Source organism: Flammeovirga sp. AWQ4_249 (assembly GCF_056161045.1).
On the sequence record NZ_JBSWYJ010000009.1, the window covers coordinates 144,008 to 163,520 of the forward strand.

A 19,513-nucleotide genomic window follows, 5' to 3' on the forward strand; every position below is an offset into this window, starting at 1 on the left:
AAAATCCCCTTTTACGGGGGGTAATTTTTTAAAGAAATATCCTTAAAAAATGAAGTGTCATTCCCTTAAATAAATAAGTAATTATTTCAACTCTAGTAAAAAAGTATTGTGAAATATAGAAAATATAGGTTGTAAAATAGAATATTTAAGTGTTTAATTTTGTGGAACAAAAAAATGGAGCCCTTTTATCAAAGACTCCATTCATTTAAAAGAAAGGAATATTAGACTACATCAATTTTAATTTCTCGGTCTTTTTATATCCATCACCTCTAAGTTTTTTAAATTCTTCAAGGAGTTGTTGTGTTAATTCTGGCTGTTGACTTGCCAAATTATTTTTCTGAGTAGGATCTAGTTTTAAATTATATAATTGAATTGCATCATCATTACCTAATTCAATATTAACTTCCATGTTCACCTTTTTACCTTTGTATGGAGGAATTAATACAAAATCTCCTTTCCTGAAAGATGTTCTTGTTGTTGCTTCCAAAATAACGGATTCTCTACCTTCCTCTTTATGATTTAACAAGGCATTTAAAATATCTTCTGAATCTTCACTTCTTACTGTACTTCCCACTAAAGCTGATAACGAATTTAATAAATCAATTTGGCAAACAAGTGCAGAAGATTTTCCAGGCTGAATTTTTCCTTTCCAGTAAGTGATAAAAGGAACATGTGCCCCTGCGTCGAATAATGAATATTTTCCACCTCTTAAGCCACCGTTTGGATCGTGGTTACCCGCTAATTCAACAGCTTGATCATAATACCCATCATTTAAGACAGGACCATTGTCAGATGTAAAAATAATAAGTGTATTATCTTCAATACCACTTTCTTTAATTGTATTCATTAATTCACCAATACACCAATCTGCTTCCATAATTACGTCACCTCTAGGACCCATACCAGATTTACCAACAAATCTTGGGTGAGGTGTTCTTGGTACATGGGGCTGCTGCATTGTGTAAGTTAGGAAAAATGGTTTTTCTGTTTTTGCATTATCCTTGATATACTTCTTTACATTATCTAAGAAATGATCTGCCATGTCTATATCACTCCATAAAGCTGATTTACCACCTTTCATAAAACCAATTCTTGGAATGCCATTCACTATAGAATTATTATGACCATGGTGCCACTTCATTTCTACCATTTCTGGATTGGTTAAAGCAGTTGGTTCACCTTCAAAATTCTTTTTGTAATCTATCTTAATAGAATCACTCTTATCTAAGTTTACAACATATCCGTTTTCAATATATACTGTTGGAACTCTATCCTGAGTAGCTGCTAAGATGTAAGAATAATCAAAACCAACTTCGTTAGGACCCGGTGAAATATGTTCATTCCAATTCTTATCATGTGTTCCTAAACCTAAATGCCATTTACCTGTAATAGCTGTTTCATAACCTTGGGCTTTTAACATTTTAGGCAAAGTCATTTGCTTAGTACTAATTAACATTGGTGCAGAACCTGGTAAAATTCTTGCGTTTTTTCTCCAAGGATATTCACCTGTGAAAGCCGCATATCTTGAAGGAGTACAAGTTGCTGAGGTTGCATAACCATTACTAAAATTGATACCACCATTTGCTAAGGCATCCATATTTGGGGTATTGATAGTAGTAGAACCATTAGCACTAATATCACCATAACCCAAATCATCCATATATACAAATATAATATTAGGTTTAGCATTTAGTTATTCTTCAGTTTGAGAAGTATTTTTTTTGACACCCTATACCTAATATAGCTATAGGGATCATCAGTAATTTTGATATTTTCATTGTTTGCTATTTTTAGAGTGAAGCTTGAAACGAAATTGTTAATGAAGCACTTTCTAAACCCTGTGAAGTTGCTGTTAAAGTTATTTCTTCTTGAGCATTTTTATTCCCTTTAATTATTGCTAATGCTAATCCATTAAAAACTTCCATATGATCACCTTGTAAAGAAGTTAATGATGCTGCATCACCATTACCGACCCCTGCAAGGTTTCCATCACCATTAACAGTAAATTTTATGTCATTTTTTGCTTTGTAACAAAAGTTTCCATCTTTATCGACTACTTTAACGGTTACATAGGATAAATCTTTACCATCAGCTGCAATTAAAGTTCTATCTCCTTCTAATACAATATGATGCGGCTTACCTGCTGTTTTAATCAATTTACGAGCAACTTCCTTTCCCTTAGTGTAAGCGACAACTTCAAGTGTTCCAGCCTGGTAAGGTACATCCCAATTTAATCGATATTTTGACATTAATGGACCTTCTTCCTTCCAGTCTCTGTGTGTCATTTTTATTGGAGTTAAATCTACTCCCTTCACTTTTTTACCAAATGATTTACCATTAACGAATAATTCTACTTCCTCCGCATTTGTAAAAGCATGTACTGGAATAATTTCTCCTTCTTTTCCTTCCCAATTCCAATGAGGTAATACATGTACCATTGGCTTATCTGTCCATTGACTTTGATATAAGAAGTATCTATCTTTTGGAAAACCACATAAATCTGCTGCACCAAAATAGGATGAATGAATTGGCCAATCTCCATTCCAATATCCATTTGTTGAATTATCTTTTCCACCGAATGGGGTAGGTTCTCCTAAATAATCAAACCCTGTCCACATAAATTCTCCTAAAATTCTAGGACTTTTAGCGAGCATATCAAACTCTAAATCTGGAGGATAAGCCCAAGGTGGCCCCACTAAATCATAACTAGTTACCTGCATTGAACCTTCTGTCACTTTAGGTTCGATCGGATGATCATAATATCCTCTCGAACTTGTACATGAAGAGGTCTCTGAACCATAAACGACCCAATCTGGATGCTCTTCTAAGATTTTATCATAACGCATCGGAAAATAGTTAAAACCTACGACATCTAATTCGTGTGCTAATTTATTAACTATTGATGCTGGATGATAATTAAAACCAGCTGTTACAGGTCGAGTAGTATCTTCTGATTTTGTAATTTGAGCTAATCGTCTTGTTTCTTTCCAACCGTCTTTTCTCCCTTGTTCAAGAATTTCATTTCCTATACTCCACATTATGATTGATGGGTGATTACGATCTCTTCTAATTAAATCTCTTAGATCTCTTTCACTCCATTCATCCCACACTTTATTGTAGCCGTTTTCTACTTTACCCATTCTCCAGTTATCAAAGGCTTCATCAATGACAACTAAACCCATTTGGTCACACAATTCTAGTAATACTTTTGAAGGAGGGTTATGACTAGTTCTTATAGCATTAACTCCCATATCCTTCATAATCTGAAGCTGTCGTTCTTTTGCTCTTTTATTAACAGCAGTGCCTAATGGACCTTGATCATGATGTAAACAAACCCCTTGTAATTGAATTCTCTCACCATTTAATAGGAAACCTTCTTTAGCAGAAAATTCTACTGTTCTTACACCAAAAGTGGATTCATATTTATCGAGTGTTTGGTTCCCCTGCTTTACAAAAGTTGTTGCCTTATAAAGATGAGGAGCATTCATTTTCCATAATACTGGATTAGAAATTGCTGCTTTTTGAGAGAATGTTTTCTTTTCATTAGGTGCCAATGTAACTTCTGTGGAAATATTCCCAACTTTATTAGCGTTGGCATCAAAAAATATCGTTTCCAGTGTGATATTTTCTTCCTCTTCTAAAGTATTTACTAAGTCAACCTCAACCTGAATCTTTACTTCTTCTTTTGAAATTGAAGGGGTCTTTACAAATGTTCCATCAAAATCGATGTGAATTGGGTTTTTATACTCTAACCAAACATCTCTGTAAATTCCAGCTCCCGGATACCACCTAGAACTTAAATCCTCAGGAGCACATTTAACGGCAATCGTATTTTCACCTCCAAAATTTATATAAGGAGTCATATCTAATTCAAAACCAATATAACCATAAGGTCTTTCACCAACTTTTTGACCGTTCACATAAACTTCGGCATTATTCATCACTCCTTCAAAATGAATAAATGCTTTTTTTCCAGTCATAGAAACAGGTACCTTAAAATCCTTTCTGTACCAAGCTTCTCCATGAAAGGGAAGGCCTCCACAACGTGCATTATAGGCATTATCAAAAGGACCTTCAATTGCCCAGTCGTGTGGCAAATCTAATAATCTCCAATTGTCATCGTTTAAGTCTAATGCCATTCCATTGTTTATCTCTCCTTTAGAAAATTTCCAATGATCATTAAAACTTATTTCTTCTAAATTATTTACCTCTTTTTGAGGCAATTGCTGAGAACATGCTACTAAAATAGACAGCACGCCAAAACTTAATTTCTTTAATTTATTCATTTCTTTAAATCCTATTCAATTAATCGTGTATTATAGGTTTATTTTTCGTTTTATATTCTTGAGTAGACTCAGTGGTAAATCTTTCAACAAGTGGCTGACCTTCACCTCGAGCTACCTTAATTTCTCTTTTCCAAGCTATTCTTAATTTTTCAAGTTGTTTACTATAATTTTTGTCATTTGCTAAATTATGTAGTTCACCTTCGTCGTTAGATAGGTGATATAACTCCTCATAAACCGCTTTTTCACCATTCAGTGGACCTTCTACATAGCTTCTATAAATAGGAATTTCTTTATCAGTCATACCATATAGTACTTTATTGACATTCATTCCCATTGCTTTAGCATATTCAATTCTTTTATTTGCTGAAAAGTTGTTGTTTGCGTAATACCTAATGTATTTCCATTCTTTGTTCTGAACAGCTTCACACCTAGGGTTTCCAAATTGAGTTGACCATAAATTTTCTGTAAATAAATATTCTCTCACTTCTTTTTCTGTAGTTAACAATGAAGAAATATCTTTACCTTGATAAGCTTTAGGAATTGCTATTTCTGCAGCTTTTAAGATAGTAGGAGCTATATCAATGCTTTGAACAAGTGCATTATTTCGATGAATTCGTTTTTTCTTAGGGATTCTAGGGTCGTAAATAATTGTCGACACTTTTGTACAATACTCATACAATAATGCTTTACCTCCTAATCCGTATTGACCCATTAATAATCCATGATCTGAAGAGAATACTATTATTGTATTTTTATCTAATTTCATTTTCTTCAGTTTAGCCTGTAGGTTTCCTACTAACCGATCGATACCAACCATGGCTTGATATTGACGAATTAAACGTTCTCTAGTTCCTTCTGGAGTATCGACATGATTGTAAATATCTTGCCTGTCTTCAGCATGTAAAAGTTCAGAAGATAATTTGGGTGAATTAATGTCTTTTTTGGCAACATAATTATCAGGAAGTGGGATTTCGATATCTCTAAAAAGAGACTTATAAATAGCATCATCACTTTCTTTTTGTTGCATTGAAGAGGTACTTGCCCCATGTGGTAAATTGAAACAGATATTGATCAAGAAAGGCTTATCATTAGGTCTCGTATCCATGAATTTGAAAGCCTCCTGAATTCTAAATTCGTTATTATCTAACACATCAAAAGTGGCCTCTTCTAGGATTTCTATTTGTGTATCATTTTTTGCCCCTTTAAATATTGAATGTCTCTCTTTTGGATAAAACCCTAAATGACGATGGCCGGCATAGAAATAATCAAAAGAATTTTCCATTACTTCAGAATTATAGCCGTTTTTACCTATAGGAGTATGATTTTTACCAATATACGCTGTAAAGTATCCAGCATCTCTCATTAACATAGGGTAGGAGTTTTGCCAAGCCTCTTCCGATAAAGCTGTCCCAGAATTGAAATTTACGCTATGTTTTCTTTCAAATTGAGACATAAAAATAGACACTCTGCTCGGCATACAAATAGGACTGGTCACATGAGCATTGGTAAATAATGTTCCTTCTTCAGCCAATTTGTCAATATGAGGAGTTTTAATAACCTTATTACCTGTAATACTAAGATAATCATACGGTTGATCATCTGTTAGAATGAAAATGATGTTAGGTCTCTGATCTTTTATTTTTTGTGCTTTTGCACCTAAGGTTAATAATAAAAGAAGTAATAGTATATATTTTTCCATTGGTATTATTTCTTATCTACTAATTTATATTTTATTTACATATGCATAATATGCTCCTTGAGTAGTGTTGTCAGACATTAGTGTTGCACTCAATACTGTTTCACCTTCGTTGATATCTACTTCAAAAACAACTTCTTTATCATTCTCAGAAATTGGCTTCGTCCAGCTTTTGCTACCAATTTTTAGTATTGCACTTTTACTTGAAAAAGCTTTTCCTTTTGGGAGTATATAATTTTTGAATTTACTATTGAGCTTTGGAGATACTGAGTTTATACCTAAACCTGACTCTTTTGGATATCGCCTAAGAGAGATTTTATATTTCCCTGATTTTAAAAAATGAACTCTCCATTCGCCATTTCCTGCAATTCCTTTTCTTACTAACTTTTGATTCCATGGAATCATTTTTTCCTCAGAAGCATGCCAATCATGAGCAGTTAAAACGGAATTAGGTTCATAAGAAGACCCTAACTTGATATATGGAAATTCATTAAAAGATGCTTCCTGAGAAATCCAATTCAATTCATAAGCCCTTTTAAGCTCTTTAACTATTTCAGGGTTATTATTAGCAACATTAATTTGCTGGCTAGGGTCTGATTTTACGTTATACAATTCCTTACCATTAATTAATCTCCAAGATCCTTTCATAGTATATGAATTTCTCCACTTTTCAGGATATTCTAAGCGCTGTGAATCTCCAATTAAGATTCTATCACCTAAAGAACTGTCACCATAAAAAACAGGAGTAAGGTCTTTCCCATCAAAATCTATTGCATTTGGTGAATTTAAACCACACAAATTAATTAATGTTGGAAGTATATCAATGTGAGCTGATAAGGTATTAATCGTTTGAGGTTTTGATAACTTACCCTGTTTCCAATGAATAAAAAAAGGAACTCTATGTCCACCTTCATAAGGACTTCCTTTTGTCCCTTTCATTTCAGCATTATAACCGCTTTTAAGTTGACCATTTTTGAAGCTTGCTCCATAAGCAGTTCCATTATCGGTCATAAAAATGAGTATAGTATTATCTTCAATTTGAAGCTCATTAAGTTTTTCTCTTAGAGTTCCTAAATTTTCATCTACATTAGAAATCATACCATAAAATTTAGCTCTGTTAGAAGGTTCCCCTTTTGCTAAATAAGGTTTTACATATTCTTCTGGTACATTTAAAGGAGAGTGAGGGGCATTCGTTGAGATATAACAGAAAAATGGTTTTTCTTTATTTATCTCGATAAAAGAAAGTGCTTCTTTAAACCATACATCTGTACAATACCCTTGTACTAACTCTTCTTTTCCATTACGAAGATATACATCATCCAAATAATCATTATTCCAATAGTCAGGTGTTTGACCAACACCACCACCACCATGTGTTAAAGATTCTTGAAAACCTCTATATTGAGGTGAAAAAGGGTAATTATCACCAAGGTGCCATTTCCCATATATTGCTGTTGAATAACCATTTTGCTTAAAAATATCAGCAATAGTAGTCTCTTTTTCACGCAAAAGAGATCTACCCATAACAGTATGCCAAACTCCAACACGATTAGCGTATCTTCCTGTCATAATTGAAGCTCTTGTAGGTGCACAAGTTGGGCTTACATGAAAATTGGTTAAACGGGTACTTTCATTATGTAATTGATCAATATTAGGAGTTTCAATAACTTTATTCCCATGAGCAGCAATATCACCATATCCTTGATCATCAACCACAACTAAAATTACATTGGGCTTAGAGGTATTATTACATGAAAATAATGAACAAAAGACAAAAAAAATGAATAGATTTTTCATGTTTCGCTAATGAATTAAATAAATAACAGGAGGCACAAAAGTCGCCTCCTGCATTCTTAACTATTCTGTGTCTTTCACAGCTATTTTATAGTCACACTTTTTCGTTGAAATTCTGCACCTAATTCAATGCTTCTCTGCATAGGTGAAGCATTTCCAATCAATACTGTTAGTTTACCTTTAGGGTCAACTGCTTTACCTTCATTATCAAAAATTTGTCTGTCAGTTTGATTCAATACAAATTCTATTTCTTTTGATTCTCCTGCTTTAAGGTTAATTCTCTCAAATCCTTTTAAAGAAAAGTTTGGAGCATTAAATTTTACATCATAATCTGAAAGATAAAGTTGAACAACTTCTTCAGCCTCAATATTACCTTTGTTTGTAATTGTAATAGTTGCTTTTAATAAATCCTTTGTTTTAATTTTTTCAGAAGAAAAAGTAATAGGGGAGTAGTCAAATTTAGTGTATGTCATTCCATAACCAAAGGGATACATAGGCTGTTTTTCCATGTATCTATACGTTCTACCCTTCATAGAATAATCATCATAATCAGGGAGTTGATCTATTGATTTTGGAAATGTAATTGGCAGTTTTCCAGATGGTGAAGCATTACCAAAAACAATATCACCTATAGCATTTCCTCCTTCTTGTCCAGGATACCAGGCAAATAAAATGGCATCTGCAACATCAGCGATTTCAGTTAGATTTATTGGACTCCCTCCAGTAATAATTACGATGAGTGGCTTATTAGATTTTGATCTGATTTTTTTCAGATAATCAATTTGATTTTTAGGAAGTTTCAAATCATTCTTATCCCCTTTACTAGAAGAAGCGATTGCTTCACCTTCTTCACCTTCAATTAATCCTGAAATTCCCAAAACAGCTATACATGCATCAGCTCCTGCAGCTTCACCTGTAGACCAATCTATTGGATTATTATTTGGCCTATCAAGCATAATACCCTGTTTATAATTAATACTAGTACCTAAACTAACTTTACTTACAATTCCTTCTAGTATATTTGTCATATTTCCACTTACACCAAAGTAATTCCCTAATAATACTTCACTATTATTGGCATTGGGTCCAACTACATATAGTCTTCTTATATTTTTATTTAGTGGAAGAACATTATCATCATTCTTCAAAAGAACTATTGATTTTAATGCTGCTTGATAAGCTAAATTTCTATGAGTCAAACATTCTACTGTATCTGGGCTAACTTTATTATATAAGTTTATTTCTGCTGGATCAAGTAAACCTAATTTTATTCTTGTTGAAAGAAGGTTTTTCATTCTTTCATTAATAATATCTTCTGAAATTAAACCTTTGTTTACAGCAGCTACAATATTTTCTTTATAAACCTTACCACAATTCAGGTCTGTTCCTGCTAAAATAGCTGCAGCAGTTGCTTCTTCTGGTGTTTCAAATACTTTATGATGAGCATAGAAATCTTTAATTGCACCACAATCAGAAACCACATGTCCATCAAATCCCCATTCATTCCTTAAAATTTGTTCTAGTAATAGATCACTTCCACAAGCAGGATCACCATAAACTCTGTTATAAGCACCCATAACAGCTTCTACTTTTCCTTCTTCCACTAAGGTTTTAAATGCAGGCAAATAGGTTTCTCTTAAATCTTGAAGTGTTGGAGATGCATCAAAAACATGTCTATCTTCTTCAGGGCCTGAATGTACAGCATAATGTTTGGCACATGCCGCTGCTCTTAGGTATTTATCATGATCGCCTTGTAAACCTTTTACAAAATTTAGGCCCATCTGTCCTGATAAATAGGGGTCTTCACCATATGTTTCCTGACCTCGACCCCAGCGAGGATCTCTGAAAATATTTACATTTGGAGACCAAAATGTTAAACCTGCATATCTAGATCTATTGTCCATAGATTGAGCAACTAAAAACTTCGCTCTAGCTTCGTTACCAATTGCAGTTGCTATATCTTTAATAAGTTCTTTATCAAAACTTGCTGCCATTCCAATTGCCTGAGGAAATACCGTTGCTCTTCCATTTCTAGCTACACCATGTAAAGCCTCATTCCACCAATTGTATGTTGGAATTTGTAACCTCGGAATTCCTTCACTCACATCAACCATTTGAGAAGCTTTTTCTTCCAAAGTCATAGCATTTAATAAGGCATCAATTCTTTCATCTGTATCTCTATAAGGGTCTAACCAAATAAACTCCTCTTGTGCATTCACAGAAATTGAAATTGATGTTAGTATTAGACAACTAGCTATTTTAAAAAATTTATTCATTTCAATACAACTATTAAAAAAGGTTTAATCATTTCATTTTGATACTTAAATTTACCTTAACCTACATTAATTGATGGGTATAAATTTCATGTAAAAAGAGGGGTGTAATTTTTAATAATAAATTTTATGCTGAAAATGAAAACATTGTATAGATCTCATAAAAAATCCCACTACTTCTAAAAGAAATAGTGGGAAAACTATAATGAAATGAAATTATTAATTACTGTTATAATGTTTTCTTTATAGTGTTTTCAGAAGAGGTTAATTGTCTTAATTCAATTCCGTTTAAGACCACAGGAACATCTTGTGCATGATTTTGAATAATTAACTTTATTTCTGATTCACCGTCTGAGTATAATTTATATTTCGCACTTGCAGGATACAAATTTCGTAATTTTGATCCACTTGTTGGTTCAATCGCATCTACAACATTACGTTTACCATTAGCATCAATAACACCAATCTGATAAGTATTAAGCTTTTTTTCCAAAATGGCATTCCCTTTTACTTTAGCCAAGACTTTAAATGAATGATGGTATGAAATTACTTCAAAACATCCTTTAGGTAACCCCTTAAAAGTAAGGATCAATTGATCATCACCCTTTACTTTTACTGCATCCATTGCTAGGTAAGGTTTATTACCTAATAGACCAAAAGCAGTTGACCATTCAAGTTCATCTTTATCTGCATTTACAGTAATTGAAGCATTATTATATTCGGTAAGATGGTAGGTATTATTTTGAGAACCGTCCCATCTATTCCAATCAAATTGTAATAATTGATCATTTCCTCCCATGTCTATTTTTACTATAGGATAATCATATACTTCTTTTATAGTTTGTGATCGAACATTTCTGTCATATGGTAAAATTTCACCTTCAACTATCGCTGACTTTAAGCCTTTTGCCTTTGCTGTTATTTTAAATTTTCCAGCTTTTAGAGTTGATCTTAAAATAATCGATGCTGTACCCCAATAAGCCTTATTAGGATTAGCTCCAATATTGTTTTCACTAATTAATACAGCATCTCCTTCGATTGTAAATGAAACATCACTGGTATTATTAATTACATGATTCCCTTCTTTATCAAGTATATAAGCTCTAACCATTCTCATATCCGAACCGCTGGCTAGCATAGACATATTCTGATCTTCAATTTCTAGTTTTAACTTAAAAGCTTTTCCATATTCCTTTAGATCATATTTTGCTACTTCTACACCTCTAATATAACCTACAGCATGTAAGTCACTTTTCTTTTCTTCTAATTTAAATGTATAAGATGGTGAATTACAATATCTTCTATTAGGATCAGTATCCGGTTTTTGTGTAGCTACTAATTTCCCATTATTGTATAATGCTACTTCATCACAGTTACTAAAAATGACTACTTTCTGATCTGTACTAGCACGTTCATCAGCAATATATACCATTGGTGTTTTTGTCATTTCTGACTTATACCAATAATTTACAGGATTTGGCACTCTATATATTGAATAGGGTCTTCTTACTTGCATTCCCCAATCTTTTTGAAAAGAAAAATAATCATGTGCAGTCCAAAGTGCCACACCAAAACGATTAGCAGAAGCCTTAGATTTAGATACTTCAAACTGATTAGTTAATGCATCTGCTGAAGAACCATGTTCACATAAAAATGAAAAATCATCTTCGGTAATCGGCATATTCTGGTAATCCATTGGTGTATATATATCACATATTCCTGAATGTACTGGGCCTGTCCATGGAGCACCATTGGAACCTGTCATTCTTGTTGGATCTTCTTCTTTACAAGCATAATGTAACCTTTCTACAGGACCTCTATGGTTTAATCCCCCGCTCCACATTAATATAGAAGGGTGATTTCTGTGGTTTCTGATCATCACTCTTGTTGCTTGTTCAAGGTTATCAAACCATTCTCCTTCTACAAAGTGAATCCATGATGGAGCCTCTTCAATTAAAAGAATTCCCAATTCATCACAAGCTTCAATAAATGAATTATCATGTGGATAATGTGCAAGTCTCACAACATTATAACCTGTTTCTTTGAATTGCAAAGCATCTTTCCGATGTAAACTATTCGGTACAGCATCTCCAATAAAAGGGTAGGCCTGATGCTTATTTACACCAACAAGTTCAATATTTTCCCCATTCAATAAAAACCCTTTTCCATCAACGAAATCAAACTTTCTTACACCTAATGGATTTTCAACCATATCCATAAGTTTATCTTCCTGATAAACCAATGTCTGTACTCTGTATAAATAAGGGTCATCTATTGACCATAAATGTAGATTTTCAGTTATGCCTGTTGTTTGTTGAAAGGTGAAGTCTGATGTAGGATAAATTGTTTGTTTGTTTTCTACTTTAGCAATAACATAATTTTCTTTATCAATTATTCTTTGAATAACCTTTGCCTTCACCTGAGTATCTTTTTCATTTCTTACTGTAGTTCTGACATTTACTGTAGCATTAGAGCTAGAAACAGTAGGTGTAGTGATGTAAACTCCTGCATATTTACTTTCCCAATCAAAAGTAATATTTAAAGGGTTCTTCACTACTAAATAAACATCTCTGTATAAACCACTAAATAAAATATAGTCTCTTCTATCACCATCGGGTGGAATATTAGGGTTAAGTCTATTATCTACACTAAGGACAATACTATTTTCTTTACCATCCTTATGAATAAAATCTGTCACATCGAAATGGAATGGAGTATAACCACTTACCATATCTTCACCTACAAATTTTCCGTTTACCCATAATTTTGTATGCTGATGTGCACCTTCAAATTCTAAAAACACTTTTTGATCAGCACCTGCATCAACAGTTAACGTTTTCCTGTACCAGCCAATATAGCGGTGGAAAGTTTTCTGATAGGATGAATCTTGACAATTATCTAAATCATTTGAAGATAGTTTCATACTATGAGGTACATTCACTTTCTCCCACGCCTCATCATTAAAATCTATAGCTGTAACTTCTTCTTCACTTAATTCCCCTCTAAAAAAAGACCATTGATCATTGATGTCAATTTTTGTTCTAGCTTGTATTAACTCTTGAGTTGATTGTGCAAAAACATTCGAATAAATAAGGATACTACTAAAAAGAAGTATCCTTATTGTTTTAATTACTATTCTCATTTTATTGTATGATGATTTTTTTAACGAAATTATTTTCGTTTCCATATACTTTTATCAGATAAACTCCTTTGGGATAAGAGGCTTTTAAATTAAAATTCACTTCTTTATTGGGAATTGAATAATTAAACTGATCATAAACTTTTCCATCCATACCAATAATATCAATTTTATGAATGAGTGTTTTTCCTCTTATTCCCATCTTTTGATTATTAGAAGATGGGTTAGGGAATACTGTGAGGGCATAGTGCTCTAGCAGATCATTTTCTAAACTTAAAATTGGATCATATTCAAATTCAAATAAAACATCTTCTGCTATACTAACAGGGTTCATACTATTCACATTTACTATACGAGCGACTACCTCTAGATTTTCATAGTTTAAAGGTTCTGCAAAAACATACATTGGTAGTGATAGCGTTGATGTCCCAGCTTCAACCGTAGTTTTTACTTGTCCCAACATAAAAGCATCTCCCCATAATTCTATGATAATATCTCTATTTTTACTTGTAGTATAATCTACTTCAAAAGTATTAGTTTCTCCTGCTTTTACTTCAGTATTGTTTGAGGTAAAAGATATTTCATCAGAAAGTGTTTGTGCATTGCTCAACTCAAATTTATCTATAGAAATCATTCCTTTATCAGCCATCATTTGTATAGCGTAATCACCAGAAGGTAATTCTATAGATGTTTCACTAATACCATCAGTAGATAAAACTAGGGGTTCTGTAAGTGCTTCATTATTTACTGTAACTTCTAATGCAGCATTTTCATTTAATGCTCTACCTGAAACTGATAAATTATAGACAGCGTTTTCAGGTACGGAAAGAGAATAAGATGTCCATTCCTTCTCATTTAATACAATCTCATAACCTTCACCTCTGTCTTGAATATTAACACCTTCACTCAATCTATATCTCTTTGTTGAATTGCTATTATCTAAAGAATAATAACCTACATTTTGACCACCTAAATCAAAATCTTCTGCTTCAATGGTAGTTGGCAATTCGAATTTATTACCTAAAAAAGGTCTTTTATTACCGATTTTATCAATACTATTCACAGAAAGAACAACAGAAGAAACCATTCCACCTTCATCAGAGAATTTGAATTCTACAGTATTATTTTTCTTTACTAAATGATATGGGACTGGTATTTCAATAGCACCGAAGAAATCATCTCTATTAGCTTGATCATATCCTTTCCAATTATCTAGTGTACTAACACTAACACCATTGAATTTTATAGTTGGTTTTTTCGATACATCATGTTTTCTTCCGATTGACATTCTTAAACGTGCTTCTCCTTCACTTGTTAATCCTGAAATATTATTGAAATCAAACTTTAAAGTTTCACCAACTTCAATTTCTTGCATATAGGTTTTAGAATAATAATCTTTTCGAATTGATTTTTTATTGAAAGTGATTGCTCTTTGTAAATCATAGGTTAAAATAACAGTCTCATGAGATTCAAGAGTCACCTTTGAAGGGGAATTTGATAAATTTTCATCAATATATACAGCAGGTTCATTCTGATAGATCTTCAATGATCTTTTATTAACGGCATTTATATCGCCTAGTGAGGATAAAAATTGAAGTTCTACATCTTGATTATCTTCTGCTATATTATTTAAACATATATAAGCCTTAGTGTCTTGTACAAATACTTGAACAAATACATCTGGATTAGAAGATGAACATCTTACCCTTTTTCCACTTACATTTGCCCATAAATCATAAAATTTTTCTTTTTCAGTAAACTCAAATTCTGTCGCTTTTCCATTCACTACAGATTCTTTTACGGGTTTCCATAAATCTGCTCCATAAGGTTCAAAATTATTACCGTAATGCCATGTAGATTTACCTGTTATAAATGGAATAGTTATGAGCATTCTATCTTCTCTATCCATTAAACCAAAAATTAAATGATTTATAGAGCGTACCGTTTGAATACTTTCAATATCAGAATAACCTTCTTCGTATCCTTTTGAAATTCCTCCGTACTCAGTTATTGCATGATCTTTTACAGAATCCCACTTTATGAAACTGTATGTTTCAATTAGATCGAGAATAGCATCAGCATTACTACCAGATCTTTCTGTAGCTTGACCGGTAACGTTTATACCATCATAAAGGTGGGTAGATATACCATCTACATAATCACCTGCAACATCCATAAACATTTTCATTCTTGATTGCCAGTGACCAAAATCCCAAAGTTCCATTGATGGCCAAGCAGAAGAATACCCTAAAATTTTGGTATCAAGTCCTTCTTCTTTAAATGCTTTACCTATATCCCTAAAATATTCAGCTGTTTTTCTACGTACTTCACCTTCTGTATATTCTCCATCATTTGTAAATTCATCAGCATGTACATATGGTTCGTTTACAGGTTCGTAGTATAATGGTCTTAGATGGTCTTCATAATTATGCTTAAAGTAATGAGCGGCAAAATGACCTGCTTCTTCAGTATCCATACCCATATGAATCATGGCACTAGGGTGATCTGTAACCACCATTTGACGTGTTATATGCTTATAGAAATGTTGTGATTTTGTATATTCAATATTTTTTAAACCATCTTTCTCTATTTGAGAATCTTGTGGGAAGATCTTATTCGTTTTAAGAAACTCTCTATATCGACCAAAAGCACCCCAGAATGATCTACCTTGTGTTACCCCCCAATCTTCTAATACTTGCATATCAGCATCCGTATGATCTTTGTTAGGAATCATATGAATATTAAAATACTTTTCACGATCTAATTCAGAAACATCATCCAAGTAGCGTTGTGTTTGAAAGTCGATAGATATTGCAGTTTGTGCTGTAGTTTCATTTGTATAAAAAAATATAGAAACACAAGCCAATATCTTGCTTAATGGTTTATAAAAATTTTTCATATTGACTGCTTATAAGTAATAATTCATATTTCAAATATAGATGATTTAGTAAATCAAATATGGGTAAAATTTCTCTTAAAATAGGGGGGTAATTATTTATAAAATATAGCCCCAAGGCATTTAATTAAAGATTTTTCAATAATTATTATAAAAAAAGTGACAGGACATCTAATTAAAGATGCCCTGTACAATAATAAATTTTAGAAGAGACTGGCTCAAAGATTTTTCTTTATTTTACTCGGTCGGTCCTACCTCATATTCAAAGAATCTCATATTGTCGATTTGTAGATTACTTTGGCCACCAGCTCCACTAAATAGCTGAAAGTGAATTTTAGTAAGCTCCCAATCTGCAGGAGCAACTTTGTCCGTTAGAATAGTCACTTTTTGCCACTCACCGTGATTTTCAGATTTTAATTGTGGGGTACAACAGTCACCCATCCATTGTTTATAACCATCACTCCATGAGTCTGAAGGCATAAACCTTACTGTCATTTCGAATTTTGGAGATTCATTTATCTTAACCCAGAATTCGAAAGCATAAACTTTATCTTTTTCAATAGGGAAGAAGCCATCAATTAAAGCGAATGACATTTTTGATTTTTCTTCCATAGAAATATATAATGAGTTATCACCACTAATCGCACCACCTGAAATAATTTCATGTGATCCAGCTCCACCTGCTGCAGCATTTTCTATGTAAGGAGCTCCAAAAGGGAAAATTTCACCTGATTCAAAATCATTATTCAACGTAAATAAGTTCAATGCATATATTGTAACAGGAAGGTTTTCAAAAGTATCCACATCAACATAATCTGATGACTTCACCGCTCCATTATCAGCATTATAGCTTATTGTTGCCGTTTGAGAATTTAGAAGTTCTTCTTCAGTTGTTACTTCAAGGATACTTGGATCATTAGCATTCAACCTTACAGAAGTTATTGTTGCTGGTGCATCATTAACCATTACTGAAAAATTGGAAAGTTCATCTCCAAGTGGGTCTAATTCTCTACTGAATTGAAGTTGAATTACACCTTCAGCAGTTTCATTTACAGACGTAACAACAACTGGTAGGCTAGAAGGAACAACCTCTATGAAATCAGCTAAGTGTAATGTATCAGGACGTCCATATGGAGTTACTCTTGAAGATACTAATGTTACATCATAAGTACCTAGTTTTTTATATTGAGCTTGCACTGTTTTTGAAGTAAATGATTGCCCTTCAAAACCTTCTAAGATCCACTCGTAAGTATCAGGACTTCCAGAACTTGTATCTGTCATTGAAATTATTGACCCTGCTTCCAAGATGTACTTATCGCCATTCATTTCATAATTACCCACAACTTCAAGTACTTCAATATCTGTTGTAATAGAATCAAGTACTGTAACCATCATTACTGAATCTGTATTTAAAGTAGAATCAGGGAATTCTAAGTGTAATGTAACTGGGATTTTACCTACCTCCATAAATTGGATATGTGCAATTTCCTCAGTTAATTCAGATTCTTCATTGTTAATGAAATACGATGGAGAAGGTACTGACCACATTCTTGAAGAAGTACCTCTTGATCCATCTGCGAAAGATGCTCTACCTTCAACTTGTACAGTTACACCACCATCTTTAGGAGAAAAGATTGCAATATCAGTAAAGTCACCATAAGGAATTACCTCGTCTTCCTGGCAGGCTGTCATAAACAACAAACCAGAAAATACGCTGATTAATATATTTTTAAATTGTTTCATTTGTTTAATCGTTTATACTCTCAGAGAAGATTAATTACTAGTTGACCCGATATTTGGATTAGTTAATGCTTCATCTACCGGAATAGGGAAGTAATCATGAGCATCAGAATTATAAGATTCAGCACCTTCAACATATTCCTTTACTGTTGGTGTACCTATATCATCAATGGTTGCGTATCTGATTACTTTTTCTTCAATAATGAACTCCATATCTGCAAGACGTTCATACTGCTCTTTTACTTTACCCCATCTTCTTAAATCAACCCATCTTGTGTCATGTCCTTCGAACATTAATTCAAGTGGTCTTTCTTGCCACATAATATGCTCCATAAGAGATCTTGAATTATAATCGATTGGATCAAGTTGTACAACTCCAGAACGAGCTCTAATTCTATTGATTAATTGAACAGCTTCATTTACTCCGCCATCACCATTTAGTTCTAAAAGACATTCTGCATATAACAGATAAATATCTGCTAATCTGATCACTCTTTCATTAATACCTGAGTTAGCGATATCACCCATACCATCGTTATCACTCCAGTGATTTTGATACTTTCTTAAGTAAGATGCTTCATTATTGTTAAACCCAGCTTTTTCTACTTCCTTTTGATAGAAAGTCGTTCCGTCATCTGCTAATGCAATGGATGCCTCAGTTCTTAATGAATAAACTCTTCCAGCATTACGAGGATCGCTCATATCCATTTCTTCTTCTTTAAATTGCATTGTCATCCAATATGAAGGCATGATAATTCTCCATCCACCAGCGATTGTAGGTGCAAGTTGTCTTGCTCTAGTAGTACCTTCAGTACCTGTAGGACCATCATCAACATAGCCTGTAGAACCTGCTTTTTGTACTGCTGAGAATACTACCTCAAAAATAGATTCAGAATTAAATTCATGTTCAATATCAAAGTTCCAAGAAATTTCTGGTGTTAATTGATATAGGTCTGTTCGATCTATTACCTTTTTGTATTCGTCATGTGCTTTTTGATAATCATGTTCATTTATATAAACATGTCCTAAAAAAGCAGTTGCTGCACCCCAAGTGGCTCTACCTAACATTTCTTTATCCCAAGTTTCAGGTAAATTTTCTTGAGCAAATTTTAAATCATCAAGAATAACTGCAAGTACTTCTTCTCTATCAGAAAGTGGTTTAGCAAATTCTTCTTTAGAAGAAGGTACGGTAAGATGGAGGATAATATTACCCTTGTTGTAAGAGCTAAACAACCAATAATAATAAACTCCTCTTAAGAAGCGGGCTTCAGCAATGTAAAGTGCTTTTTCAGTTTCGTCCATTTCAATTTCAGGTAGTTTTTCAATTACTTGATTAGCTCTTAGAATACCTGTATATAGGTCTGACCACATTTCCTTTACGACATTCGTATTGTCATTGAAAGACAACTTTTGCAAAGCTTGAGCACCGGCATTCCAGTTATTTGGTCTACCAGTGTCAGAACGTACAGGCAAACTTGCCGCAGCTGTACCACCCATGGAACCAGAGTGCTGTAATGCACTATAAGTTGCCATTAAACCTTTAAAAGCATCCTCTCCATTTTGCCAAAAAGATTCTTCTGTAATTGTGTTTGGATTCTCTACATTGAAGTAATCACTACAACTCATTAATGATGATGAGAGTAAGAATCCAATAATTAATTTTGATATATATTTCATAACTTCAAATAC

9 protein-coding genes are annotated in these 19,513 nt (G+C 33.2%); all 9 read right to left on the minus strand.

Annotation, left to right across the window (positions count from 1 at the left end; all coding sequences use genetic code 11):
- Positions 1-226 precede the first annotated feature (226 nt).
- Positions 227-1,675 carry a sulfatase-like hydrolase/transferase gene (locus ACXAHM_RS09595; RefSeq protein WP_474960234.1) on the minus strand — a complete coding sequence of 483 codons (1,449 nt, stop codon included), beginning with the start codon at positions 1,673-1,675 and terminating at the stop codon, positions 227-229.
- Positions 1,676-1,790: 115 nt separating this feature from the next.
- Entirely contained in the window at positions 1,791-4,286 is a 2,496-nt protein-coding gene (locus ACXAHM_RS09600; protein WP_474960214.1) for a glycoside hydrolase family 2 TIM barrel-domain containing protein, read from the minus strand.
- Between the two features lie 19 nt (positions 4,287-4,305).
- Positions 4,306-5,985: a sulfatase-like hydrolase/transferase gene (locus tag ACXAHM_RS09605; RefSeq protein WP_474960215.1), complete on the minus strand. Its 1,680-nt coding sequence runs from the start codon at positions 5,983-5,985 to the stop codon at positions 4,306-4,308.
- A gap of 24 nt (positions 5,986-6,009) precedes the next feature.
- Entirely contained in the window at positions 6,010-7,779 is a 1,770-nt protein-coding gene (locus tag ACXAHM_RS09610; RefSeq protein ID WP_474960216.1) for an arylsulfatase, read from the minus strand.
- An 80-nt stretch (positions 7,780-7,859) separates the two neighbouring features.
- On the minus strand, positions 7,860-10,052 hold the full coding sequence (locus ACXAHM_RS09615) for a glycoside hydrolase family 3 C-terminal domain-containing protein (protein ID WP_474960217.1): 2,193 nt from the start codon (positions 10,050-10,052) through the stop codon (positions 7,860-7,862).
- A 226-nt stretch (positions 10,053-10,278) separates the two neighbouring features.
- Positions 10,279-13,191 carry a glycoside hydrolase family 2 protein gene (locus ACXAHM_RS09620; RefSeq protein WP_474960218.1) on the minus strand — a complete coding sequence of 971 codons (2,913 nt, stop codon included), beginning with the start codon at positions 13,189-13,191 and terminating at the stop codon, positions 10,279-10,281.
- Between the two features lies 1 nt (position 13,192).
- Positions 13,193-16,087, minus strand: a complete 2,895-nt coding sequence (locus tag ACXAHM_RS09625) for a T9SS type A sorting domain-containing protein (RefSeq protein ID WP_474960219.1) — start codon at positions 16,085-16,087, stop codon at positions 13,193-13,195.
- Positions 16,088-16,321: 234 nt separating this feature from the next.
- A complete protein-coding gene (locus tag ACXAHM_RS09630) occupies positions 16,322-17,827 on the minus strand; it encodes a hypothetical protein (protein ID WP_474960220.1) in 1,506 nt (501 codons plus the stop codon).
- 30 nt (positions 17,828-17,857) lie between these two features.
- On the minus strand, positions 17,858-19,501 hold the full coding sequence (locus tag ACXAHM_RS09635) for a RagB/SusD family nutrient uptake outer membrane protein (RefSeq protein WP_474960221.1): 1,644 nt from the start codon (positions 19,499-19,501) through the stop codon (positions 17,858-17,860).
- Positions 19,502-19,513 lie beyond the last annotated feature (12 nt).